Origin of the sequence: Yersinia sp. 2545 StPb PI, assembly GCF_052217125.1 — a bacterium.
GTDB lineage: Bacteria > Pseudomonadota > Gammaproteobacteria > Enterobacterales > Enterobacteriaceae > Yersinia > Yersinia enterocolitica_E.
The window spans coordinates 2,329,020-2,354,896 of the sequence record NZ_JAZGPY010000001.1; the positions used below are offsets into that span (position 1 = coordinate 2,329,020).

The window sequence follows — 25,877 nt, forward strand, 5'->3', positions numbered from 1 at the left end:
AAGGCACAAGCAATCAGAATGATAACAATGCAAAAATCTGAGGCGGATCACAACGTTACTGGTGTGGCTGGACGCGGTAGTTAAATATTTTTTTGTTTAATTATTTGAAAATTAAAGTAATTAATAGATGTTTGGTTAGCGATTTAGCAAGATAAGGTTTTTTATCATATAGCATGAGGTGTCAGCACTCAGATAGCCTATCAACACAGGCTAATCTGCTCTTGTTGATACCTTGTTTAAAATTTAAACATTAAAGTAAAACTCTTGGAGTGTATGGAATAGCCGCTTGATAAGGCATAGAAGGGACTTATGCATAAATCGTTATCTTTGGTTCTCATTGCTATTATCGCAGGATGTGGTGCGAAACAACCCCCTCCCGAAACGGTCAGCATTGATAATTACACCGCAAATCGTATCACCAGTATTATAGAAGCTAAATTAGAAACAGCACCTTATAGCAATAAGGGTGATGCTATTGCGAATATATCTGCTGAGTTTTTAGGTACACCTTATGAGGCAAATGTACTCATTGGTTCGCTAACGCAACCGGAACAGTTAGTGGTCGATTTCCGTGGATTGGACTGCTTCACCTACCTGGATTATGTTGAAGCCTTGCGAAAATCAGGAAGCAAGGCGGAGTTTGTGCAGCAAGTTATCAGAACAAGATATGTTGATGCTGATGTCAGCTACTTGCACCGAAAACATTTCTTTACTGACTGGTCACAGCGATCCCCTTTAAACGCACAAGATGTTACTGCACAAATAAGTACTCATACCCACACTGTTCTCAAAAATCTGAATCAGAAAAAAGAGGGTGGCGAGTTTATCCCCGGGCTGAGTGCTATTGAGCGTAATATTGTTTATATTCCGGCTGAGTTTATTAATGATGCGGTAGTCGCGGAGTTAAAAAATGGGGATTATATCGGCATTTACACCCCTATTTTAGGTCTGGATGTCACCCATACAGGAATATTTATCAGGACAGCAAAAGGCGCGATGTTCCGTAATGCATCATCAATGAAAGGGAACAATAAAGTTGTCGACTCACCTTTCTTGGAATATGTGAAGAAAACCCCAGGCATTGTGGTACTTAGGGCATTGCCGGTCGGAGATAGTGATTTAGAACCAATGGGTTGAGTTCAGTATGGTGGTATCCGTTACTCCCCCGACTCAACGGGGAATAACGGATATATTACTGATGGTTTACGGCCTGAATTGCGGATTAATCAGCAAGAATATTGCCGCTAATTGTTCACGATTCTGCAAGTTTATTTCGCTGCTGGCAGAATAACCCTGGTTGTGAATAATCATTTCACCTAAGCCAACCAGCCAATCATAAATATAAAATGCAGTATTATTGGTTGGGGTCAATGCCAATTTGGTCAATCGCTGTGATGCCCCCAACGGCGATACTGATTTAGGTGGTTGGGCAAAAATCTTATTTCCCCGATTAATACGGCTATCAGGGCGCTGGTTTTCCTCTATTTGTAAGAAACCAAGCCAGGCAACAAAATCGCCCAATACCGTCAACGCACGCGATACCTGACGATCGGCTTTGGTTTCACGGTGCAGACCAACTTGCTCACTGTCTGCCAGTATCGTGATTAACTGCCCGGCGATATCCAGTCGGATACTGGCGGTAATCAGTTCTGCAACCAGCAATTCAATGGTGGGTTTGGCAATACCGAGCAGTTCAATCAATGGGCCGTTATCGGGCAGTTGTCGCAGGTGATTTATCCAATAACGCTGCACACTTGCGGCATAGGCTGTTTCATAATCATGGCTTATCGCAGGTGTTACCGTGGTTTGAAATGCCGCGGATTCGGGCTGATCACTGAATAAGTCGATATCGATACCGATACTAAAAGGTTCGCTATGGGTCGCTGGGGTGATCAATTCAGCCGCACGGTTTTGCTGTTGTAGATATAAACCGCGTAACTCATCACGAGAGGGCAGCAGTCGCTCTAATAACTCGCCGTGTAAGCCGGTTCGCGTTTGTAAGGCTTTGAGTAAGGTTTCAGCAATACGTTGTTTCTGTTGCAATTCGCTGTTTGCTGGCTGATACCAGCCTGCAAGCAGATTATCGGTCAATTCTCGTTGTAACTCATGAAGTTGTTCGGTTATCCGTTCTGTTTTGATATCACGACGGATCTCTTGGGTCAGATAAGTGACCATTCGTTCAACACCACGAGTGTCCAATGCCAGCATGGAGCCCCAGCTATCACCAGGATTACCCACATGACGTTGTACCGCTTCGTCATAATTTTTCGCACCAGCCAACTGTGGGTCCGCAGTAACCCGTTGATCAAAAGGTGTTAATGCCCAGATTAACCCAGGATTGCGACGGGAACGCACCTGCACATTTTCCCCCTGTGTTTGCTTAACCCAATAATCCAGTGCCTTACTGACAGTTTTGACTTCTGAGCGTTTACCCGCCGCATTACAGACTAATAGCAGGTTTATCTGCTGTTTATCCGTGTAGCGGTCAAGCAAATAGGCATTTTTAGCTTGAGATAGCAAAACGGCCTGCGGATAAGGAGGATGTTCAAGGTATTCTGGTGTATCGAATGGCTCAGTAAAATCAGGGAAATCTAGCAAGTCAATGGATTCAAATACATTTTTACGGGTAGATGTGGTCAGCGGGATATGTAACTCGGCAGCTAAAAAAGTTAGCTCAGCAAGTGACAATGTCACTAAATCAGTCGCATTGTCATCAACTAAGGGTATAACTTGAATGTGGCTATCCGCGGGTGTGTTCAGAGAATAGAGTGTCGCAACATTCATAACGCCATTGGCGGGCAGTAGGGTATCGTCCACTAATACGCTTAGTGGTGACAGTACTTGAGTCGCGCCGCCCAGATGTTGCAAAGTATAGGCAAAATGGCGGTAAGCATCGGTCAATGGCTGTAATTCTGTCCACAGTAATGAGAACAAAAGGGCACGATCATCAATGCTCAGATAAGGAGCCAGTTCAATGGCCACCGGCCAGAAATGAGTTTCCAGTTTTCTCTGGCGCGGGGCGTCATGACGAACCAGATAATCCCACAGCCCAATGACATCATCACTGCTGATACCTGCGTTGGCGATCGGTTGTCTGCGCATAACGAGCTGTTGCAGATGGTCAGTAATATGCTGTTCATCCAGCGAATGCTCTCGTCCATCCTGATGACGGGGGCCTTGAGGATTATCCAGTAGAAAAGCACCCACAACTATTTTAGCAATATCCACTTCACTGAGAAGAGAAAGCCGTACCGGATGGCTTTCGGAATGACTAACGGCTTGCTGGCTAAAACGTGTTGCCAGCCCGCTGGCCTGATAGCCCGGTTTTATTTGTTGCCAAAAGTCGAGAGTTTTCCCGCCAAGGGTGGTTTCCAAGCGGCCATTTTCATCCGCCGCCAGCGCTGAAATAAGGTGCTGTTTCCCGGCAGATGACTGACCAAAAAAGCCAATGCTCATGCCGGTTAAGGATGTTTCCGTTAGTTGACGTGCTTTATTGCGATGGCGACGCAGTTTGATGGTGAGAAGATCGGCTTCAATATCCAATCGAATGGCGTGTTGGCGCACATTGTTAATCCAATTAATTGTTTGATCAATACCTTGTGTGACTTGCTCAAGCTGGTTATTGAGCTGTTGGGTGATTAATGATTTCATTTTCTAAATACACTCCCACTATCAATCCAATAATGGGTTGATCCTGAACCGTTGCTGGCTAATGTGTTGAGCTTGAGGCGCAGGTGGTGGGATGGCACACGGCTCCCATCTTGCAATACGGCATCCGCTATCTCAAAGCGCTCCTGACCATCGTCATTCTGCTTGTCGCCCTTTGCTAATCTCAGTCTGACATGCAATACGCTGTCACCCGCGACTTTGCGCGCCAGTTCCTGATCAACAATGGATAAGGTATAAAGCGGCGAGGCAGGCCAACGGTCATTATCGAGCTGGCGAAAGCCAAGGCACAACGACCCTCTAACCTGAAAATGAGCGTCGGATGGCAAGGCAAAATTGCTGCTATCCAGATCGATATCGCGATAGTAGACATTCTCTTCTGTCAGTGCGTCGCTGCTGTCTAACATCCCGAGGTAGCGTATGGTCGAATAAGGTTGGAAATCACCGGCTTTAAAGTAAAAACCGGCCAGCCGTAAGTCCAGTGCCAGTAAACATAGCATTGCCCCCACTGCGGCAGTCGATTTTGGGTTATCAATGCGACCATGCTTGTTAAACGGATACCAATCGCTGGTGTGATATCCATCCAGCGAGAGAATACGATTGTTGGGCAGAGGTTGCAGATGGCGAAATAGTGCCTGAATGCCGGGGAAGCGGGAAGGGCGGCCAGTCAATAACAGCACATCACAAGAATAGAGTGATACCACTTCAGACAGTGAACGCAGGTTTTGCGTAATACTCATTCGGTTAGATAAAAACTCACCGTGCAACTTGCTTAGCTTTAATACTAACGGAACCTGCAAAATATCAAACCCGCCAGCATCTGTTGCTAGTTCACGCTGAACTTCGCTGTTAATGTAATCAAGGACTTTCTGCGTCGGTAATTGGGGCAATAGCTCGCCAAAATTAGCGTCTATTTCTGCACTGGCATCCAGGGGATCAAAGTTCTCGTAGGCTTCCAGAATAGCCCGGCCTGCGGGCATAAATATCTGCAATGTGGCTTGCTGACGCAGGGCTGATTGCCCATCCATGCGGCCATCATTGCCGAATAATTTATCCAGCAAGGCATCAGTATTGGTGACGCCAGCTTTCTTAAGGCGAGCCTGGAGGGCAGGTAGAAGATAGAGCTGAATAACATCCAGCAAAATATCATCACCGGCCACTTTAAACCCTTCACGGAATAACAGGCGCGGGCTGATTTTGACATTATTGCCAATACCATCATCCAGCCAATATTGCGTAATTGCCAGGTCGGTGGTGCCACCGCCAATATCGATAGAGGCGATACGTAAGGTTTTCCCGGCAACATCCCCAGCTTCCGGCTGTTTATCGGGTCGTGCCATACTGGCAAAAAAGGCTGCGGTACGGCCACCGAAATTAACTTGAGTTTCGTTATACAGATAAACCATCTGACCGCAGGTCGCTTCATCCCATTCCATCTGTACATCTGGTACTGGAACCTGGCTTTTGGCGCGGCCTTGGGTGGATGCAAAGTTATCATCTGCCGGATGCCAACCCATAGATTTCCAAACTAAGGCAATGGCTTCATTCATCCGGCGGCGGAATATCTCGCGCTCCGGTTTTGGCATGGCGGACGGCAGCGTTAAGATAATGGCGCGTAATTGCCGTGGCGCATTGGCATGGGTCATTTTTAAACGTTGTGCCGCGCTGTTGATTTGCATCAGCGCTTGCGCCAATAGTTCCGACAACATAAATGTCATCAATGAACTACGGCTATAATGTGGTGAAAATACCGGGAGCCGTTCATCTACTGGCATCGTATAGAGCGGTTGGCCGTCATCATTGACCAGATTGGTCAGCGGCAACGCCGTCGCCAGCGGTTCATGTATTAGCGTGGTTTGGGTCTCGTTGAAGCGCCAGCCCGCAGTATAGGTCTCTTCATCCCACAGATAGCGGCGGGGGCTGGAAATGCCGGTAGACCCTTCGGTGCCTAAACGGTGTTGTGCCATACGGCTGGCTTCACGACCAACACGGGTAATCGCAGGCCAGATAAAGGCATCGTCACGGCCACTTTCCACCGAAAAATTCTGTTTGCCGAACTTCGCTTGCGCAAATTCAATCCGGCTTTCAAACAGTTCGTTATACAGATAGTGTGGCTCGCTTAAATCACGAATTTGTAATTCGTAAGTCTGTTTCAGGCCATTACTTTCATCGGCATGGTCTTCCACCAAAATGCCGCAGGTATGCGAGTTGCCGACATCGAGGATCAAATCAACATTAACGGTAGGTTCTTGTAAGGTGCTGGTATTGATTTTTATTTCTGGCACACCAATTTGGCTGCCAAGTAACTCCAGCAAATTAAGATAGTGCGCCTGATATTCGAATTCGCGCAGCGACACACTGATATGCCTTTCGGTGCGTTCTTCCTGCTCTGATGCCTGTTGAACAAAAACTTCCCGCAACCAACCGTCAACCCAGGTTAAATCAAGGAATTCTGCCAATTCTTCATTGTGGTAGGCCAGGGCGAAACTTAATCCGGTTTTGACATCATTTTCATTAGGTGCCAAATACTCATTAGCATCACCTTCAGGATAGACTTTGGTATCAAATGCCATGGTGACACGTAAAGTATTGCCATCTTGATCTGGCGAATCTAGCACTAAAATCTGTACTCTGGCCCAGTTATCAGGCCCATTAACGAAGGTGCGCGGCGGATTAAAACGCAAGAAGGGCAGCGGCAACCAAATCTTGTTCAGCAGTTTTAGCGATTGTTCCAATGGAATACTAAATTCAGGTTTAACAATCTCTGGGGCTGAGCCGGGTACCATTAGCGAATATTTACCGTTATGTGGATGGTAATTCAGGCGTAATAGTGGGCCATTAGCGCTTTTGCGGACGAATTTATTTGGCAGCTCAGTATCTAATTGGGGCTTTAAAGCGAAGTCCAGAAACTGAATGCCGCTGTCCTGAATAAGCGTAATTTTCTGTTTTAAATCCGTGATCGTTGCCAGCATAATATTATTTAGTCTCACGCTTCATCGTCATTGGAAGGGTCGTATTGGCATCGTAACGGCCTTTGCAATCTGCAATCCCGCTCACGCCTTGTTTGCAGACGATCTCAGGCATTTGATATTTTGAACCATCACTGCACTGCGCCCTATAGCGGCTATTGATTACCAAATTGCCTGACTTCATTACACCAGCAGTGATATTTGCGCGGCAAGTCACGTTATCCCCGTGGGTGATTTTCACCGTACCTTTACCGTTTTTAATTTGATACTTCAGGCTGGGTGCTTTACCGGTTTGGGCGGTTTTAATATCCGGGCTGACCCGCCAGTTTCCATTAAGGAATGTAGTCGATCCCACTTTGACGGCATCCGAAGGGAGTATCAGCGCACTTTTGCTCTCAACGGTGGTCGGCAATGCGACGGCGGTCGGTTCCGCGATAGCTGATGCAGGCACGACGGTGGCATTATTCAACGGCAGTTGTGATGCAATTGTGGGCTGGATAATTTGAGCAACAGGTGCAGTGGTTACCGGTGCAAGGTCTTTAACTGACAGGATTCTATCTTCAGTGGCTGATTTATCTTCGAGGACAGTGGGCTTAACATCCGGGGCGGCAGCGGCATTTTCCGGCATTCCACCACTGAATTGCACTATCAAGGCGATGATTAGCGCCAACACCGGTAACATCCAGCTAAATCGTAGCCAACGTGTTGGTTTTTTTACTGCTTTTGATAGCGGGGTGACCTCTGCGACAGGCTCCGGCAGGGGGGGCAGCAACGTAGTTTCGGCCTGAGGTGCTAACTCAATGACAGCAGCGGCAGGCGGCGTGGGCATTGGGGCCGTAATGGTAGCGATAATAGGTTCAATCGACTCGTAAACTTCGGTGGTCTGGCGCAGACAATCGAGTGGGTCAGTGCGTGTTTTTTTATCCGGGCTGACAAATCCCCAAAAGGTCAGTACTGGCTTGCCTGCCACTAAATAAACGTGATTTTGATCGGGGAATTGCATTGTTTTGGCCAACAGTACGCCAAATAGCTGCTGTGCGGCGTTATCTGATTTTTGCGCCCGCTGACACAAGTCATTGGCACTTGCCAGACAGGCTGACAACTGCTTAACCGCTGCCTTGCGCTCAACACTGCTGGCTGCCAGCCATGAGGTCACTTTACCTTCAATGGGGGCATACCAATCTATGCGGTCGCCGCGTTCATTAAGTTGAGGTATGGCCAGACAGTCAGCAATATGTTGCTGTTTTTTAAGGCGTAATGCCTCTCTTATCTGCCGTGCAGAGGCATAAACCGGTTGCCCGTTTTCGCCTAACGCCAGAATGTCGTCCAAACTACCACTGCGTAAAAATGATTTTGCCACGCAAAAGAGACCTTTATAGTGTTGCCCAAGGCAGAAAATAATGTGTTATCTGCGACAACCTATACTTTAGTGTTGGTGAAGGGGAATCAAACGACGGAATAAGTGGCAAAATGTCTTCTTGTTTTCAATGAATGGAGGTTTTTGGTGTAACGCGTGTTTGGATATTTGACCTGTAACGGCAAAATGTTCATTACAGGGCACATTACGTCGATGGACAGTAAAACCGTGTTTTTTACTATGTTTCTGCGTCGGTTAATTGAGTAAGCTAAGCACCGCCTTTACGCGTATTGAAAGGAGATATCTTGAATCAATCACAAAATACCATTCACCTATCAGCCAGCGAAGCGATTGATAGGCTTGAGACGCTATACGAGTCAGCACTTGCGGCATTACGTGATGCTATTAGCGCTTTTATTCGCGATGGCGCTCTGCCGGATGTTGGTGAAAGGGCTAAGGGCTTGTTTTCATATCCACAGCTCAGTGTCAGTTGGGACGGAAGATTCCGCGACCACCAGCGTACCCGTGCTTATGGTCGTTTCTCCCGGACCGGGCAATACAGTACCACGGTTACTCGGCCGACATTGTTTCGGGACTATCTGACAGAGCAACTCACCTTGCTTGAAAGTGAGTACGGCGCGGTGTTTGAAGTGACACCGTCACAACAAGAAATGCCATATCCTTTTGTGATCGACGGTTCTGACCTCATTCTCGACCGGTCAATGACGGCGGGCCTTGCTCAGCACTTCCCAACCACGGATTTGGCAAAAATCGGTGATGGCATTACTGATGGTATTGATACTGCCACCGCTGATTTTCCCTTATCGCATTTCGATGCCTTGCGGACTGATTTTTCACTGGCGCGGCTAAAACATTACACCGGCACCCCCGCAGAACATATTCAGCCTTATATCCTTTTCACTAACTACAGCCGCTATGTTGATGAGTTTGTCAGTTGGGCTTGTGAGCAGATTCTCGACCCCGCCAGCCCTTATAAAGCCTTATCCTGTGCCGGTGGCAGCTACATAACGGCTGAAAATGCTGATCCTGAAAAGACCACCTCTGATCTGGCATGGAAAAAACATCAGATGCCGGCCTATCACTTAATTGCAGAAGGGGGGCATGGCATTACTTTGGTGAATATTGGCGTCGGCCCATCCAATGCCAAAACTATTTGTGATCATCTGGCGGTACTGCGGCCTCATGCATGGTTGATGATTGGGCACTGTGGTGGATTGCGTGAAAGTCAGGCCATCGGCGATTATGTGCTGGCTCATGCCTATCTGCGTGATGATCATGTGTTGGATGCGGTGTTGCCACCAGATATCCCGATCCCAAGTATTGCTGAGGTACAGCGGGCATTGTACGACGCCACCAAAGCGGTGAGTGGCATGCCAGGCGTTGAAGTCAAACAGCGGTTGCGCACCGGGACGGTAGTCACTTCTGATGACCGTAACTGGGAGTTGCGTTTTTCTGCGTCAGCACTGCGTTTTAGCTTAAGCCGCGCAGTTGCCGTCGATATGGAAAGTGCCACCATTGCAGCTCAAGGTTATCGTTTCCGAGTGCCTTATGGCACATTGCTCTGTGTTTCAGATAAACCGTTACATGGCGAAATCAAGTTGCCGGGGCAAGCTAACCATTTCTATGAAGGTGCTATTTCTGAGCATTTGCAGATTGGTATTCGGGCAATAGATTTATTGCGCGCGGAGGGTGATCAACTGCATTCACGCAAACTGCGCACCTTTAACGAGCCGCCGTTCCGCTAATCTCATCACGCCATAAACCGGCAAAGTATCAATCGATGTTTTGCCGGTTATGCTCGATGACCATCTTAATAAAATTGTCCCGCACCAAATCAGGAATAGTATTATTCCAAGCGATACCCACTTGCCAACTGAGGGTGTCTCCGCTGAGCGCAATAATATTCATCGTCGGGGGCGCGATATGCACCACACTCTGCGGCAGTAATGCCACGCCGAGACCGGCAATCACCAGTGCGAGTATGGTTTGAATATCCTCAACTTCTTGCATCGCTGGCACGTAGAGTTGATTTGACTGTAAGAACAGGTCAATTTGTGCATTTAGCCCGCGCCCACGCTCGGTATATAAACGCAGTAACGGCAGATGTTTTAACCATTCGTCGAGTGTTAGTGCCTTATCTTGCGGGGTTACCAGCACCAGGCGATCGTCAAATAAGGGATGATAATGTAACGGCGCCTTGGGCGGCACTCGAACAAATCCTATTTGCAGTTCACCGTGGGTTAATAATGCATATTGCTGTGCCGAGGGGATATCCTCCAACGTAATGGCAATGCCAGGGAACTGCTCTCTGAATTTGGCGATACAGTGCGGAGCAGTATAGAAAGTCGACAATCCAAAACCTATCGATATAAACCCTTCAATGCCCTTGGCCACTCTGGCGGCATGTTGTAGAAAAAAATTAGACTGATTAATCACTTTCTCCGCCTCTGCCAGCAACTGTTGGCCGCCAGGGGTCAGTAGCGCACCATGACGCCCGCGTGAGAACAGATGAAGATTTAGCATCGATTCCAATAAGTTAATCTGCTTAGACAGGGCCGGTTGCGTGATACAAAGCGCCTGTGCAGCTTCATTGTAATTGCTTTTCTGTGCCAGCATAACAAAGGCTTTTAGCAACTTAATATTCACTATTTCATTCCAATTGGTAATCGATAAAGGAAAATCATTCATTATAAAGTTATCAATACGGCTGCTGTAATGCCAATGATAAAAATCAGCGATAGATGCCCTAGGAGGATAATGTGACTGAATTACCATTGATAACAGCAGCAACAGTGCAGTTCCAGCATCAGGCCAATAACAAACAATATAATCTGTTGGTTATTGAGAAGTTTATCGAGCAGGCAGCCCTGCAAAACATCAAAATATTAGCCTTTCCAGAGATGTGTATCACTGGATACTGGCATGTCCCTAAGTTGACTGCGGTGCAAGTCAATGCACTGGCGGAATCGATAGGAAACAGTCCATCAATCGCCTTGGTTCGTGCGTTAGCAGTTAAATATCAAATGCTTATTGGTGTGGGTCTGATTGAGCGGGCAGATGACGGGCGACTCTATAACGCCTATGTTGCTTGCATGCCTGATGGCACCTGGCACACTCATCGCAAATTGCATGCTTTTGAGCATCCAACCATTAGCAGCGGCGATTCTTACACCGTGTTTGACACCCCTTGGGGGGTCAAAGTGGGCATACTTATCTGCTGGGATAACAATTTGGTGGAGAATGTTCGCGCTACCACCTTACTGGGCGCGGATATATTATTGGCACCACACCAAACCGGTGGAACTCACTCCCGTAGCCCTTATGGCATGAAGCCCATTCCACTCGAACTGTGGCAACAACGTGTTGAACGAAAAGAAGAAATAACCGCGGCAATTCGTGGCATCAATGGCCGGGAATGGCTGATGCGCTGGTTACCAGCCCGGGCACATGATAATGGTTTATTTATTCTGTTCAGTAATGGTATTGGGGCCGATGATGATGAAGTGCGCACCGGTAATGCGATGATACTGGACCCGTATGGTCGCATCATCAATGAAACCTGGGAGGCCGCCGACATGATGGTGTGCGCTGAGCTGGATCTCTCCTTGATCCCACTCAGTACTGGACGGCGCTGGATCTATGGTCGCCGCCCTGAGTTATATACCATTTTGACTGAGCGGCAAGGTTATGAACGGGATGCTATTTCAGCACGTTTTTCCGAGGATGCTCCAGTCCTGAAAAACAGATAGCTGACAGCCAATTTTACAGTCAATACTGGTAAGGCAGGGACTGAAAACACCTGCCTGTATTACCGGCGAATGCCGGTGCCAATGCTGATACTCGATACTCCGCCCGAACCCCCACTCACGCCGACATGACCGGTATTTGCACAGGCAATCAGCAATAGTGTAATCATCACCATGATTAACTTTTTCATTCGGTTTCCTTAGGTTCGCTAGCACGCTACGCGCGCAGAGACAGGAAGGGTAGCTTGCCTGTCTCGGATACTGCCCGATAAGTTATATCAAATAGTATATAGCTAAAGCGGGTTGTCTATGGTTTTCATCTGACAACTGAATAGGTCGCAGAGAGAGTCATATACAGCGTAAATGTATGGCAGTGATAGCTGATTCAACCTGATTGGTAACAGTATCTGTTTAATAATCAGATCAACACTTTTGCAACACTCAATCAAGAGACTCGCCTATGCACTTTACTCAAGCCATTGCCAGACTGCCGGCGGCTACCTGTGGTAGCGGCCAGACCACGTCCCAATTGGGCGCCCCAGATATTGCTGTGACGGGTCACCAATTTTTGGCCTACGTTGATACCTTGCTCCGTCTTGGCCTGAAAGTGACTATTTTACCGGCAGCACCGGCATTCCCTGATGCGCACTTTGTTGAGGATACTGCCGTCGTCATGCCGGAACTGGCGGTGATAACCCACCCTGGGGCACCCAGCCGCCAAGGCGAAGTGGCGACTATCGAGCCGCTATTTACCGACCGCCCGGTCTTTCGAATGAGCGAGCAAGGCCATCTTGATGGGGGTGATGTGCTGTTGGTGGATAAACAATTTTTTATCGGCCTGACTTCACGCACTGATGAAGTCGGGATCAGCGAGTTTACCGCCGCGGTCGCGCGCTATGGCTATCGGGTAACGCCAATAGCAGTGAGTGCGGGGTTACACCTGAAGTCGATTGTTAACTATGTTGGGCGTAACACCTTGTTGCTGACCGAGGATTATCAGCACCATCCTGCGTTTTCTCGGTTTAATACCATTGTTATTCCTGAAGATGAGTCTTACGCCGGTAATACTTTGTGGATCAATGATACGTTGATTACACCGCAAGGGTATCCTTACACGTTGGCGCAAATTGAAAAGCTGGGAATGCCAATTATTCTACTTGATACCAGTGAATTTAAAAAAATGGATGGCGGCTTGACCTGCCTCTCGCTTCGTTTCTAATCTTTGCGGTTTCTATTACTTGCCAACATTGGGATCTTAACCATGAAAAAGACATTAGCTGCAATATTGACCGGCCTGATACTTTCCGCGCCCGTGGCGGCTCAGACCATTGACACTATTAGCTTTGGTGTAGACGGGGGTTATCCACCTTTTGATGTTCTTTCTCCCAGTGGCGAGATCACCGGCTTTGATATCGATATCGCGAATGCCTTGTGTGAAAACCTGCATGCGAAGTGTGTATTCGTTAAACAACCGTTTGAAAGCATGATCGCGGCACTTAATGCCCGTAAGTTCGATGCAATTATTGCGTCGCTGACCATTACTGAAGAGCGCAAAAAAGAAGTGGATTTCACGGATCGATACTATCGCAGTGCCGCACAATTGGTGGCGCGCAAAGGCAGTCCGCTGTTACCGGACACCGCCAGCTTGAAAGGCAAAACCGTGGGTGTGCAAACCGGCTCAATCCATGAGACCTATGCGAAAAAACACTGGGGTGGACAAGGGGTGAAAATCGTCTCTTATGCTAATCAGGACAATGTCTATCTGGATCTGCTGTCTGGGCGCATCAACGCCTCGCTACAAGATAACATTCAGGCTGCCAGTAGCTTTATTGATACCCCGCGTGGGCAGAAATTTGCTTTTGCCGGGCCAGTTATCCAAGACGAAACTATCTCATCTGATGTGGGTATCGCCGTCGGTAAAGATAATCCAGCGTTACGCGATGCATTGAATGGAGCAATTAAGGCGATCCGTGCTGACGGTACTTATGACGCCATTCAGAAAAAATATTTCAGTTTCGATATTTACGGCAACTGAGTGCTCCACCATTTTTTGTGATGTAAACCCGCCGGGCCGATGACTAACGCGCCCGGCACCGGTTTTTCAGCGACAGGGGGCCAATAATGGTAGCCGAATATTTGCCTTTACTGGCACAGGGGGCGGGGTTGTCACTGTGTGTGATGCTGCTGTCACTCGCGGTGGCACTGGTACTTGGGTTGATCAATGCGGTTATCAAACTGTTTGGTCCGCGCTGGTTGCGCTGGATATCAACCGGATACACCACGTTGGTGCGAGGGATTCCTGAACTGGTGATTATGTTGCTGCTATTTTTCGGTGGCGAAATGCTGGTGAATGGGTTCCTCAGTTTATTGGGCGTGGGGCCGGTTCGCTTCAACACTTTTATCTCTGGCGTGTTGGCCATTGGTATTGTATTCGGCGCTTACTACACTGAAACCTTCCGGGGCGCATTTCAAACCGTTGATCGTGGTCAGTTGGAGGCCGCAATAGCTTACGGTATGAGTCCTGCTCAGGTATTCCGGCGCATTATGTTGCCACAGATGCTCAGTTTTGCCATTCCGGGGATCAATAACAACTGGCTTGGTTTAATGAAAGCGTCGGCGTTGATATCCATTCTGGGCTTGGAAGATATGGTGTGGCTGGCTGAACAGGCAGGGCGGGCGACACAAAAACCGTTCTTGTTTTACTTCCTGGTGGCGATGATTTACATGGTCATCACCGCGCTTTCTAGTTGGGGATTCAGTCTGCTTTCACGGCGCTATGCGCTGTCAACCTCTAGTGCAGCGAGGCAAGGATGAATCTGCAAACCATGCTGGAGGCTGCACCGGCATTTTTGTATAGCGACGGGTCGGATGTTACCGGGTTGGCCATGACCGCTAAGCTGTTTTTACTGTCCGTGGTGCCGGGTTTATTGTTGGCACTACTGATGGCAGTTGGGCAAGCTTTTGGCCCACGGCCGCTCTCTTGGTTCATCCGCAGCGTAACTTATTTTTTCCGTAGCACGCCGCTCTATCTGCAATTAATGCTGATCTACTACGGTTTGTCACAGTTTGACATCGTGCAGTTGGGTTGGCAGGACGACCAACCGTTCTGGCTGCTGTTCCGTGATGCCACTTTCTGTGCCACGCTCGCGCTGGTGCTGAATACCAGTGCTTATGTGGCAGAATTATTGGCGGGAATGATGGTGACGTTTCCACGTCAGGAGTGGGTGGCTGGCGAAGCTTTTGGCATGAGCCAGTGGCAGATTATTCGCCGGTTGGTACTGCCCGCAACATTGCGGCGCGGTATCCCAGCGCTGAATAACGAGATGGTATTCCTGCTACACGCCACCTCGCTTGCCAGTACCGTAACGCTATTGGATATTACCGGCGTGGCGCGCTCGTTCTATGCGGCAACCTATTCCCCGTTCATCCCGTTCCTGATGGCGGCGGCGCTCTATCTGTTATGCACTTTTATGCTGATTTACCTATTTTCACGTGCAGAACGGCGCTGGCTGGCTTTTGCCCGTCACGATTAAGTATTCCGTGCGGGCACTGCGGATTTAAGTGCGTTTGATGGTTTGTAATTCCGTCAGGGTGACAATTTTATCGACCCGGAATTTTTTACTGGTCAGCCAACTATCAGCCAGTAACCGGTAGTGTTCCATGTTACGACAGCCAATGCGCACCAGGAAGTCGAAGCTGCCACCGACCAACCAACAGTCCAGCACCTCCGGCGTTTTGCATACTTCCTGTTCGAATGCCGCCTGCGAGTGCCCATGGTCGGCCAGTGCAATTTGTGCTTGTATAACAAAAGCATGTGCAGGTTCCGGCAACTCAATAATCGCGCTGTAACCGCGGATAATACCGGCACGCTCCAGTAGCCGCACGCGCTCCAGACAAGGGCGAGCGGTAAGGTTTACCTGTTCAGAGAGCTTTTGATAAGAGATGCGACCATCCTGGCTCAGTATTTCAAGGATTTTTTTGTCAATTCGGTCAAGCCGGGCTTTCTTTTCCACAGATAGGACGTCCAATGAAAATCAATAATCATAAGTTACCTGAACATGCCCTGGGTGGGCAGCGTCAATTAACCAGCTTTCATTTCGGCCAGCAAGGTTTTGGTGAGAAAATCTATCTACAAGCTGGCCTGCATGCTGATGAACTGCCCGGCATGCTGGTATTACATTATCTTAAAAGATTACTGAGTCAGGCGGAACGGCGCGGTGAAATTCAGAGCGAAATAATTATTGTGCCGCTTGCCAACCCGGTAGGTATTGCGCAAGTGCTCCTTAATAGTGGTATCGGCCGTTTTGATCTGGGCAGTGGCCGCAATTTCAACCGTGACTTCCCTGATCTGGCGCAAGGGGTACAAACGCGGCTGGCATCGCGGCCGCTCACTGATAGTGTTGGTATACAGCAACAAGTGCGAGTTGCCATGGTTGAGGCATTGCAGGATTTGCCTGCCAGCAGTGAAGTTGCAGCGCTGCGCCAACACTTATTAAGACTGGCTTGTGATGCGGACCTGGTGCTGGATCTGCATTGTGATGATCACGCTATTTTGCACATGTACGCTGATCCTGCCTGGCGTGAACCCGCCGAAACCTTGGCACGGTTCTTAGATATTGGCACCGTATTACTGTCGCAAGATAGCGGTGGTGGATCCTTTGATGAGGCTTGCGGCTTGCCATGGCACCGGTTAGCGGCGCACTATCCGGCGTTAAAGCTTGAACCGGGCTGCATGGCGGTGACGCTAGAATTACGGGGTCAACAGGATGTTAGCCACGCGTTGGCCAGTGCTGATGCCGAGCGTCTTTATCACTATTTGCAGTACCGTGGCGCAGTCAAAGGGCAACCTTTGGTTATTCCGCAGCGGGAAGTCACCCTGTTGCCGTTTACGGCGGGTGAGATAGTGACAGCACCTGCCAGTGGCATTCTGCTGTTATTACGCCAGCCGGGTGAATGGGTTGGGAAAGATGAAGTGGTAGCTGAAATTATTGATCCGCTCACCGATACGGTAAAAGCGGTTCGCGCTCAGGCTGGCGGCATTATCTACGCCAGTCGGCGGGCACCTTTTGTCACGTTGGGGGCAGAAGTGATGAAAATTGCAGGCAAAACCCCCTACGCAGGTGGCGGGGGGTTAGCGTTGTGATGTTATAGCGCAGCACGATTAATGTTACACACTCAGTTCACGTAACAGGGGGAAAGCCTGTTGGGTCTGTTGTTCGCTGACGACGAACGCGCGTAATTGCTGTGAGTTATCAGTGCCACGCGCCACTATCCCCTGCGCTGTCAGGCATATTTCCCAGTGGAGATCCTCGCGGTTGGTTTCGCCAGCGAAATAGAGCGGTAGATCAGGTGTTTTGACTTTAACTAACATCGGCGGCAGGGTGAGACACGCGGCTCCCCCTAGAATATTTTTTGCCAGTGTCATGGCTCCCACTAATATGGGCTGCAAAAATGGCAGTACTTTCCCCTCGACCTCGGCACAATCACCCACGGCAAAGATATCTGGATCAACCGTTTGCAACTGATTATTGACCTTAATACCACGCCCAATATCGAGACCTGCGGCAGCGGCGAGGGCAGTTTCCGGCTTTAAACCAATCGCGGCAATAACAGCATCAACGGTATACGTTTGACCCGCGCGAAGTTCTACTCGCAAGCCGTTGGTGACTTTTGTCACACTGAGCAATTCATTATTAAACACCAAAGTAACACCACTTTGGCTGAGGCGCTGTTGTAAGCGGCTACTGATCTCCACTGGTATCACAGAGGCTAGCAAACTGTGTGCCTTATCCACCAGAATCACCTGCTTACCAGAACGCTGTAGGTCCATTGCCAACTCCGTCCCGATTAACCCGCCGCCCAGCACTAAAACACGCGATGCCTTTTGCAACCTATCTTGATGTTGCCGGTATTCATTTTGGCTATTAAATGTAACGATCATCTCGCTACCGGGCACGGTCGGAACCAGTGCAGACGCCCCGGTAGCCAGCACTAATTTATGGTAATTAAATCCCCGATCACCACAAAAAACGCGTTTAGTGTGCCGCTCAATGGCGGTGACCAACATCGCTGTATGCAAAGTAAGATTATTCTCTTCTGCAAACTTCTCGGCCGACAACCGGGTGAGATCGTCAGCGCTCTGCTGAAGACTAAATACATGACTTAAATCAGGTTTATTATAATCCACGCCACTGTCAGCGGCGATCATCTGGATTGGCACTTGTGGGTTAAGTTTACGGATGTTTTTAACCACTTGGCGGGCGGCAAAACCTGAACCCACAATAATAATGTTATCTGTCATAACATGCTCCATTACAGTGGATCGAACACAGATTTGCCCAAGCCACACTCTGGGCAGAGGAAGAAGTCGGGGACATTTTCCCAACAGGTTCCCGGCTTAACCTCTTGAAGAGGCTCACCCAGTGCTGGGTCATATATCCACTGGCAAACACTGCATTGCATTGAAATACCCAGATTCTGTTTCTCGGCGCGGGCCTTTTCTTGAGTGAGGGCGATAACGTCGTCAACCTCAGATAAATGGGGGGTCTCCAATGGATGAAGTGCCCATTCACGGGCAATTTTACGCCCATGTTCACGGCACTCTGCTAAAGCATCAGTATCAGGCCGCCATTTCATTTTTAAGGAGAGGGAGATATCAAACCCGGCATCCATCAGGCGAGTTTGAATGCGGTCAACCGCACCGCCAGTCCAGCCAAAGCTGCCAAATGCCGCAGCTTTTTTGTTACGGAAACGTAATCCGGCCAGTTCTTCGAGCATCCCGGCGATTTTTGGCATCATGACGTTGTTCATGGTGGAAGAACCCACTAAAACGCCTTTAGAACGGAAGACCTGGGTGAGGATTTCATTTTTGTCATGGCGGGCAATGTTGTAGATCTTCACTGCCACACCGGGGTCGGTATCGTGAATACCCTGAGCAATAGCATCGGCCATCATGCGGGTATTATTTGACATGGTGTCATAGAAAATGGTTATCCGGTCTTCCTGATAATCTGCCGCCCAAGCCAGATATTGCGTGACAATTTGGGTTGGATTATCGCGCCATACCACGCCATGGGAGGTGGCAATCATTGATACTGGCAGATTGAAACCAAGAATTTCATTGATTTTTGGTGTTACCAAGCGGCTGAAAGGGGTCAAAATGTTGGCATAATAGCGAGCGCACTGTTCATAAAGTTCGGTCTGATCGACCTCGTCATTAAACAGATGCTCATCACAGTAGTGCTGACCGAAAGCATCATTACTGAACAACACGGCATCACCCGTGATGTAAGTCATCATGCTGTCAGGCCAGTGCAGCATCGGCGTTTCAACAAAGATCAATTGCTTACCGTTGCCGATATCTAAGGTATCGCCTGTTTTAACTGTAATGAAATTCCATTCAGGATGATGATGATGTCCGTTGATTGAGTCGATAGCATTGGCGGTGCAATAAATCGGAGTGTTGGGGATACGCGCCATTAACTCGGTTAATGCGCCGGCATGGTCTTCTTCTGCATGATTGATAACAATATAGTCGAGCGCATTTAAGTCGATCTCCCGTGCTAAATTGGCAACAAAATCTCGATCAAATTTCTGATCAACTGTATCGATCAGAATGTTCTTTTCTTCGCAGATTAAATAGCTGTTGTAACTGGTCCCTTTCAGGGTTTTGTACTCAGTACCATGGAAATCACGCACTTCCCAATCACGTTGCCCAACCCATTTGATATTATTCTTAACTTGAATCGCCATGAACCGTTCCTCAACTAAAATAAATGATTTACCTCACCTTAGAGAGCAAATAGCGTGCCATGATTTATAGTATTGATTTTAATCATATAAAAATTAAAGTTAGTCATTATGACATTGATGTGTCATTGTCATAATGACTAACACTATGTCGGAATGACAAAATATGAGTTTATCCATTCAGTCACTGGCCAAAATAGCCATTGAGCTACAGGGCGGCTTATCAGGGCAAGATCGTTTTCAGACGTTAGTCAGTAGCTTGCGGCAATTACTGCAATGCGATGCCTCGGCACTTTTACGTTATGAACATCAATTGTTCCGCCCCTTGGCCATTGATGGTTTATCGCCTGATGTGTTGGGGCGGCGTTTTTCGTTGTCATCCCATCCGCGATTAGAGGCCATTGCCCGGGCAGGGAATGTGGTCCGTTTCCCGACTGACAGCCATCTGCCTGATCCCTATGACGGCCTGATCCCGGGCCATGATGAGCTAAAAGTCCATGCCTGTATTGGTCTGCCCTTGTTTGCTGATCAAACACTTATTGGTGCATTAACTTTCGACAGTATGAACCCGCTGCAATTTGATGGATTCAGTGATGAAGAGCTTAAACTGATTGGCGTATTAGCGGCCTCGGCATTGAATAATGCACTTTTAGTCGATGTGTTGGAGAAGCAAGCGCTCCCTACGGTTAGTTCATTAAGCATCCAAAAACAAGCCACACCAAGCTCGGAAGACGAGATGATTGGCCTGTCACCGTTGATACTGCAACTAAAACATGAGATAGGGGTGGTAGCAGGTTCAGAACTGAATGTGCTAATCACCGGAGAGACGGGGGTAGGTAAAGAGTTGGTTGCTCAGGCAATTCATCATTTATCACCCAGAGCTGCGAAGGCATTAATCTATTTAAACTGTGCCGCCTTGCCCGAGAATGTGGCGGAGAGCGAATTATTTGGCCATGTGAAGGGGGCTTTCACCGGTGCAATACATGACCGAACCGGTAAGTTCGAAATTGCCGACAATGGCACACTATTTCTTGATGAGATAGGCGAGCTTTCTTTGGTACTTCAGGCCAAATTACTCCGTGTTATTCAGTACGGCGACTTACAGCGCGTCGGTGACGACAGTACCAAGCGGGTGAATGTGCGTATTATTGCTGCTACCAATTGTGATCTTAAACAAGCAGTTATCGAAGGGCACTTTCGCGTTGATCTGTTTCACCGTTTGAGTGTATTCCCGTTACATGTTCCACCGTTACGGGAACGGAAAGGGGATATTGTCCTGTTAGCAGGATTTTTTGTGGAGCGGATAAGAAAGAAACTGGGGCTTCAGCAGTTGGGCATCCCGGCAACCACACTAACCTTGCTAGAGAATTACAGTTGGCCCGGAAATGTGCGTGAATTGGAACATGCTATTTATCGTGCTGCGGTATTAGCGCGTGCCTCACAACCGGCGACAGAATCTGCGCAACTGCATGCTGACTTATTTAATATTACAGTCACCACTATACCGGGTATTTCACCGATATCAGTCAGTGAGGACCAAGGTAGCGCGCCTGTAGACCTGCAAGCGGCGACCCGTGATTTTCAGCGGCAGGTTATCATGCAGGTTCTTCAGGAGCATGGGATGAATTGGTCGGCATCTGCTCGTGCGCTAAACCTTGACGCAGGCAACCTCCATCGTCTTGCCAAACGGCTCGGCATAAAACGATAGGAGGCCGCCGTCACCAATAGTCCATTTTATCCAACGGTTAGTGACGTGCCTGGGTAAATGAGCATTAACCGGATAAGGAATCAGGATTTTCGGCAATGAAACGTTCGGCATCCTCAACCATCGAATAGGTGCCGACAAAGAAGGGGACTCGTTGATGTAATTACTCTGGTGGAATATCCAGAATACGATTTTTCCCCTTTTGTGATTATGCATCTTCAAATATGACAATTCCCTCTTCCTCAGAAGCGATACCTGCCACTTCCCCACGAGCGTTTTCATGATACGGTCCCTGAATCTACAGTAGCCATCAGTCCTCTGATGTCAGTTCAGTCAATTTTTCTGTCGGTTTCTTTTGACCAAGCGGGTTATTACCCCAACATTGTTCATATTTCCAACCCGTCAGTTCTTCAATCGTTGCGCGGGGGCCAGCAGCAATGTCAGCTATCGTACCACCGGCCTTAATCCGGGCAATCTCTGCCAACAGAACCATATGACTCTTTCTGTCGAGTTTCATCTGTGTGGTATAAAAAATTGCCACTAATGCCAGCGCGGTTACGCCGATGGCAAAGACGCCAACAATCGCCTGAACCGCGGTTTCTGGCTGCACCGACTGACCAGAGACAAAGCCAAATCTGCTGAGTGTCCAGCCCATCGCAAACACAATAACCGAACGAACCATTTTGCCAGCGAATGTCATTGCACCCGCATATAGACCCTCACGCCGACGCCCCGTGAGAACTTCATCTACATCAGCGAGGAAGGTATAAACGGTCCAGGGAATATAATAAATACCGCCGGTACTCAGACCAAAAACAACGGTGATTGCGAATAATACAATGACAGTGGTCGTGTCAGACCAACCGGTAAAATAGAGCGCGGCATAGGCAAAAACACTGACAATCACCACCTGCAATGCAATACGGAAAGGACGGGCAAAGCCCATTTTCACACAGATGCCGATAAAGAATGCGGTCGAGATCAGTTGCATAATCGAACTGAAGCTATTGAGTTGCGACACCAGAACAGCACTTTGGCGTAAACCGAAAATGATAAAGTAGGTGAATGAGGAAGCGAATAACCACTCGGCACCAAATCCAAATAGATACATCCCTAAATGTTTACGGAAAATACGGAGCCGAAATGTTGACGCCATATCAATACACATTTTTTTCAGCGCCTGAAACAAACTACTGGTGGTCTCTTTGACCACTTCACTGGCCGGGCGCTCCCAAGAAGAAACGTACAGGAAGATCATGGCACAACACATGATAGCTCCATATGCGATGCCGGTATAAAGGAAGGGGGCCGGAGAATCCTTGCCATAGAGCGCAATAAATTGCCCTGGAATAAAGGCCGCCATAAAGTTGGCAACTTTTCCGAATATCGCTTTTGATCCCGTCAACTTGGAGCGCTTAGCAAAATCGGTTGTCATCTCTGTGGCTAGCGTTTCGTATGGCACCATGATCGAGGTGTAGATCAATTCAAACATGGCATAGGTTATCAAGTAGTACCAAAAGCCAAAACCACTCACCCAAAGTAGGGGATAGAACAAGACCAGCGGAATACCGATGAGGATAAAGAAGCGACGACGTCCAAACATGCGGCCAAGGCGGGTGTTATAAAAGTTATCGGTGATGTAGCCCATGATAGGGTTACTGATGGCATCAAGAATGCTGGCTAGAGAGAATATGGCGGCAGCCTCAACGACAGAAAGCCCACAAAACGTGGTATAGAAATACATAAGCCACGCGCCACTGATCGCCAATGCACCACTGCCCAACAGGTTTGCACTGCCGTATGCAACCGTGTGCCTGATGGTTATTTTCTTTTCCATTTGCATCCCTTCATTTAAATGAAACAATGTTTCATATTTATCAATCTTGCGTTTCTTTATAATCCTCTTGCTGTGTTTAAAATGAGATCACGATCACGATCTGGTGGGTTGTATGAAAAAAAACGCATTTTTTATGAATAAATATCTATATCTGAATCTCGCTAGAAGAGTTTCTGTGGCTTGCGGGCGGGGAAGGTGTCGCTCAATAATCATGAGCATTATGCAGAGTTACTATTTTTGTGACTCAAATCACAAAAATATTGAAATGCTGTTTTAAAAATAGTAAACTTTGTTTAGTGATGCAGATCACACAAATAAATCTCAACGCTCTCAGAGGAACAGCCAATGAAACACTTAAATGACATCAGTAAATTGTTTGAAAAACTGGGCGATGCTTACGATGATTTCTGCCAGCGTATTGGCTCTATTGTTTCTCCATTTTGATGGGGTACAGTAGCTGTAGTCACTCGAGTTAGAAAAAGGCGTAAACAGAGTTTATCGCCTTTTTCTAGTCGAATTGACTTTATCACTTATGAGCTATAAGTGATCGAAATCTGATGCGTCGTGGCGCTCAGGCAACTGCTCATTTGGTTCTCCCCAGGTCCGATTGACGATACGCCCCCGTTGCACGGCTGGTCGTTTCGCAATATTCTCCGTCCAACGTATCAAGTGGGTATAGGATTTAACATCCAGGAATTCCCCGGCTTCATATTGCAAGCCTAAAACCAAATTGCCATACCACGGCCAGATGGCGATATCGGCAATCGAATATTCATCCCCTGCAATATACTCATGTGTTTTGAGCTGAGTATTGAGCAAATCAAGCTGGCGTTTAGCTTCCATGGTAAAACGGTCAATTGCGTATTCGATTTTTACCGGTGCGTAATGATAAAAATGACCAAAACCCCCGCCTAAATAAGGTGCCGCGCCCTGTAGCCAGAATAACCAGTTCAGTGCTTCCGTTCTCTGTGCGTGATCTTTTGGCAGGAAATGGCCGAACTTATCCGCCAGATAAAGCAAAATAGCACCGGACTCAAAAACTCTCACCGGAGTCGGCGTTGAGTGATCCATCAGCGCGGGGATTTTTGAATTAGGATTCACTGCGACAAAACCACTTGAGAACTGGTCGCCTTCACTTATTCGAATCAAGTGGGCATCGTACTCTGCGCCTTTCTCGCCCAGCGCCAATAACTCCTCCAGCAGAATAGTGACCTTCTGGCCGTTGGGTGTCGCCATGGAGTAAAGCTGTAACGGATGTTTGCCAACAGGCAGGACCGCTTCATGACGTGCACCTGCCGTTGGGCGGTTGATTTTGGACCATACACCGCCACTCTCGTTATTTTCCGTCCAGACCTTTGGAGGCTGGTATTCGTTATCTTTCATCATTGATTACCTTATTTCAGAATGAATACGAACTTAATAATACGCATAGTGATTATGCATCAATAATAAAAGATAACAGGGATAATATTTGTTGTTAAGCGGCAGGCATGGACCGGGCACAGTTGGCAGTAGGCCAAAAGAGCATTACCAGTAAGCATGAGGTCACTCAAATTTCATACAGTACCTTTGATGCTTCTTCAACTTGCCGCTCCAGCAGTTTTAGCGTTTTTGATAATACGTTTTCTTGTTCTTTGAACCAGTTATCTTTATCGGACAAAGAGGTGACAAGCTGCCAAGAGTCTTCATCCTCTAATGCTTCCAGTTCACGCAACATCACGTCAATTTGATCTCTGACCTGCTTAATTTTTCTGCGCAGCCGTTCAAGATCGTCAATACAATCACTTGCCATTAGCGGTTCAAACCCACGTTTTAAACTCTCGAGTAACGCGTTAATTGCGGGGAAATCTCCCCGTTGGCGGGCTTGATTGAGCTGGACCATCAGTTGATGTGCTTTCTCTTTAAACTCATCGGCGACTAAATCTGGATGGCAGAGTCGACTGGCTTGCCGCCACAGGCGTTTTAGCTCTTGGCGCTGATCAACTGAGAGTTTTTGTTCATTACTATGCCGCTGTTCGGCATCTTTTTGCTGCTCCTGATAGCTCTCGTACTTCTCTTTCGCTTCTTCCCGAGCTTTACGGGTTGACTCAGTATTGCGGGTACAAAAACCCTTTTCCAGCTCTTTAATTTCCGCCAGCAGTGCGGCGATTAAATCCGTTTGCTGCTGAATCTGTTGTCGTATCTCAATGGTTTCACTCGACATAGCAGAGAGCGCTAACCAGCGCTGTTTTAACGCGGCAAGTTCATCAATGGCTTGAGATATATACTGCTGGCAGTTGCGATAATCGCGTTCCCTGCGCCGGGCTTCGGCCTCTGCTTTACGCAGAGTACATTCCGCCAACTGTTTACGTAACTGGAGGATTTTATTCATCAATGGGCCAAGGCGCACCAGATAGAGATCATTAAAGTCATCCAGCAACTGAACCCGCTCGTTACGTTTATCGATTAACTCGCGTAACTGTTCCTCCAGTGCTTTTAGCTCCATTTTACAGGCGGCCAATTCAAGGTCTTGCCACTGGGTAACCGCTTGTTTACTCGCCAGCCAGGCTGCAATTGCGTCTAGCGCATGCGTAAATTTCCCTTGTTCAATTTCCATGGCAATAAAAGCCAGCACCGCGTCCTGGGATTCGCTTTTAAGATAAGGCAGTTGTTGTCGGATAATATCCTCATCTTCAAGCTCAATAGCACTTTTAATGATCTCCAGCCGTTTAATGAGTTTTTTCATAAATATTGGATTTGCTGATAGCGTAGACAGGATAGCGACATACTAAACAACAGGTGCAAATTGTTCCAGATTAATAAGAATTTTCTCATTAGAATGGCCCGT

Annotated in this window: 20 protein-coding genes and 1 pseudogene; 9 read left to right on the forward strand and 12 right to left on the reverse strand. The window is 48.0% G+C overall.

What is annotated here, in order from left to right:
• Positions 1 to 309: 309 nt before the first annotated feature.
• Entirely contained in the window at positions 310 to 1,137 is an 828-nt protein-coding gene (locus V1955_RS10835; protein WP_442820884.1) for a DUF1460 domain-containing protein, read from the forward strand.
• 66 nt (positions 1,138 to 1,203) lie between these two features.
• On the opposite strand, the gene V1955_RS10840 is transcribed toward V1955_RS10835, so the two are convergent.
• From V1955_RS10840 to V1955_RS10850, 3 genes are read right to left on the reverse strand one after another with little or no spacing between them, the layout of a single operon-like run.
• Entirely contained in the window at positions 1,204 to 3,651 is a 2,448-nt protein-coding gene (locus tag V1955_RS10840; RefSeq protein WP_442820885.1) for a putative virulence factor, read from the reverse strand.
• Entirely contained in the window at positions 3,648 to 6,638 is a 2,991-nt protein-coding gene (locus V1955_RS10845) for a virulence factor SrfB (protein WP_442821436.1), read from the reverse strand. The genes V1955_RS10840 and V1955_RS10845 overlap by 4 nt, the downstream gene beginning before the upstream one ends.
• Positions 6,639 to 6,642: 4 nt before the next feature.
• Entirely contained in the window at positions 6,643 to 7,995 is a 1,353-nt protein-coding gene (locus V1955_RS10850) for an SrfA family protein (protein ID WP_442820886.1), read from the reverse strand.
• A gap of 302 nt (positions 7,996 to 8,297) precedes the next feature.
• Here V1955_RS10850 and V1955_RS10855 point away from each other — a divergent pair, with 302 nt between their 5' ends.
• Positions 8,298 to 9,758 (forward strand): AMP nucleosidase, encoded by a 1,461-nt coding sequence (locus V1955_RS10855; RefSeq protein WP_420073401.1) that lies wholly within the window; start codon positions 8,298 to 8,300, stop codon positions 9,756 to 9,758.
• A 28-nt stretch (positions 9,759 to 9,786) separates the two neighbouring features.
• Here the strand turns inward: V1955_RS10855 and V1955_RS10860 are convergent, their stop codons facing one another.
• On the reverse strand, positions 9,787 to 10,659 hold the full coding sequence (locus V1955_RS10860) for a LysR family transcriptional regulator (protein ID WP_083163631.1): 873 nt from the start codon (positions 10,657 to 10,659) through the stop codon (positions 9,787 to 9,789).
• 113 nt (positions 10,660 to 10,772) lie between these two features.
• Here V1955_RS10860 and V1955_RS10865 point away from each other — a divergent pair, with 113 nt between their 5' ends.
• Entirely contained in the window at positions 10,773 to 11,762 is a 990-nt protein-coding gene (locus V1955_RS10865) for a nitrilase family protein (protein WP_083158822.1), read from the forward strand.
• Between the two features lie 59 nt (positions 11,763 to 11,821).
• On the opposite strand, the gene V1955_RS10870 is transcribed toward V1955_RS10865, so the two are convergent.
• Positions 11,822 to 11,950 carry a hypothetical protein gene (locus V1955_RS10870; protein WP_265331623.1) on the reverse strand — a complete coding sequence of 43 codons (129 nt, stop codon included), beginning with the start codon at positions 11,948 to 11,950 and terminating at the stop codon, positions 11,822 to 11,824.
• 269 nt (positions 11,951 to 12,219) lie between these two features.
• Between V1955_RS10870 and V1955_RS10875 the strand changes: the two genes are divergently transcribed.
• From V1955_RS10875 to V1955_RS10890, 4 genes are all read left to right on the forward strand, one after another.
• A complete protein-coding gene (locus V1955_RS10875) occupies positions 12,220 to 12,978 on the forward strand; it encodes a dimethylarginine dimethylaminohydrolase family protein (protein WP_083158823.1) in 759 nt (252 codons plus the stop codon).
• Between the two features lie 42 nt (positions 12,979 to 13,020).
• Positions 13,021 to 13,794 carry an ABC transporter substrate-binding protein gene (locus V1955_RS10880; RefSeq protein WP_083158824.1) on the forward strand — a complete coding sequence of 258 codons (774 nt, stop codon included), beginning with the start codon at positions 13,021 to 13,023 and terminating at the stop codon, positions 13,792 to 13,794.
• Positions 13,795 to 13,880: 86 nt separating this feature from the next.
• Positions 13,881 to 14,573: an ABC transporter permease gene (locus tag V1955_RS10885; RefSeq protein WP_005184240.1), complete on the forward strand. Its 693-nt coding sequence runs from the start codon at positions 13,881 to 13,883 to the stop codon at positions 14,571 to 14,573.
• Entirely contained in the window at positions 14,570 to 15,292 is a 723-nt protein-coding gene (locus tag V1955_RS10890; protein WP_442820887.1) for an ABC transporter permease, read from the forward strand. The genes V1955_RS10885 and V1955_RS10890 overlap by 4 nt, the downstream gene beginning before the upstream one ends.
• A gap of 24 nt (positions 15,293 to 15,316) precedes the next feature.
• Here V1955_RS10890 and V1955_RS10895 read toward each other — a convergent pair whose 3' ends face one another.
• On the reverse strand, positions 15,317 to 15,772 hold the full coding sequence (locus tag V1955_RS10895) for an Lrp/AsnC family transcriptional regulator (RefSeq protein ID WP_005184236.1): 456 nt from the start codon (positions 15,770 to 15,772) through the stop codon (positions 15,317 to 15,319).
• A 14-nt stretch (positions 15,773 to 15,786) separates the two neighbouring features.
• Here V1955_RS10895 and V1955_RS10900 point away from each other — a divergent pair, with 14 nt between their 5' ends.
• Complete coding sequence (locus V1955_RS10900; RefSeq protein WP_372569195.1) at positions 15,787 to 16,902, forward strand: succinylglutamate desuccinylase/aspartoacylase family protein; 1,116 nt, start codon at positions 15,787 to 15,789, stop codon at positions 16,900 to 16,902.
• Positions 16,903 to 16,926: 24 nt separating this feature from the next.
• On the opposite strand, the gene norW is transcribed toward V1955_RS10900, so the two are convergent.
• Together norW and norV are read right to left on the reverse strand one after the other, a co-directional pair.
• Positions 16,927 to 18,060: an NADH:flavorubredoxin reductase NorW gene (gene norW / locus V1955_RS10905; RefSeq protein WP_442820888.1), complete on the reverse strand. Its 1,134-nt coding sequence runs from the start codon at positions 18,058 to 18,060 to the stop codon at positions 16,927 to 16,929.
• Between the two features lie 11 nt (positions 18,061 to 18,071).
• The gene (norV, locus tag V1955_RS10910) at positions 18,072 to 19,511 is read right to left on the reverse strand and encodes an anaerobic nitric oxide reductase flavorubredoxin (RefSeq protein WP_083158828.1); all 1,440 of its coding nucleotides are present in this window, start codon (positions 19,509 to 19,511) and stop codon (positions 18,072 to 18,074) included.
• A gap of 163 nt (positions 19,512 to 19,674) precedes the next feature.
• On the opposite strand from norV, the gene norR reads away from it, so the two are divergent.
• Entirely contained in the window at positions 19,675 to 21,216 is a 1,542-nt protein-coding gene (norR, locus tag V1955_RS10915) for a nitric oxide reductase transcriptional regulator NorR (protein WP_372569193.1), read from the forward strand.
• A gap of 64 nt (positions 21,217 to 21,280) precedes the next feature.
• Here the strand turns inward: norR and V1955_RS10920 are convergent.
• The 4 genes and pseudogenes from V1955_RS10920 to V1955_RS10935 all read right to left on the reverse strand — a co-directional run.
• Positions 21,281 to 21,412, reverse strand: a pseudogene (locus V1955_RS10920) (class 1 fructose-bisphosphatase); the annotation flags it as partial.
• Between the two features lie 111 nt (positions 21,413 to 21,523).
• On the reverse strand, positions 21,524 to 23,050 hold the full coding sequence (locus V1955_RS10925) for an MFS transporter (protein ID WP_372569192.1): 1,527 nt from the start codon (positions 23,048 to 23,050) through the stop codon (positions 21,524 to 21,526).
• A 537-nt stretch (positions 23,051 to 23,587) separates the two neighbouring features.
• Positions 23,588 to 24,433, reverse strand: a complete 846-nt coding sequence (gene yghU, locus V1955_RS10930) for a glutathione-dependent disulfide-bond oxidoreductase (protein WP_083158831.1) — start codon at positions 24,431 to 24,433, stop codon at positions 23,588 to 23,590.
• Between the two features lie 166 nt (positions 24,434 to 24,599).
• On the reverse strand, positions 24,600 to 25,775 hold the full coding sequence (locus V1955_RS10935; RefSeq protein WP_083158832.1) for a DNA repair protein: 1,176 nt from the start codon (positions 25,773 to 25,775) through the stop codon (positions 24,600 to 24,602).
• Positions 25,776 to 25,877 lie beyond the last annotated feature (102 nt).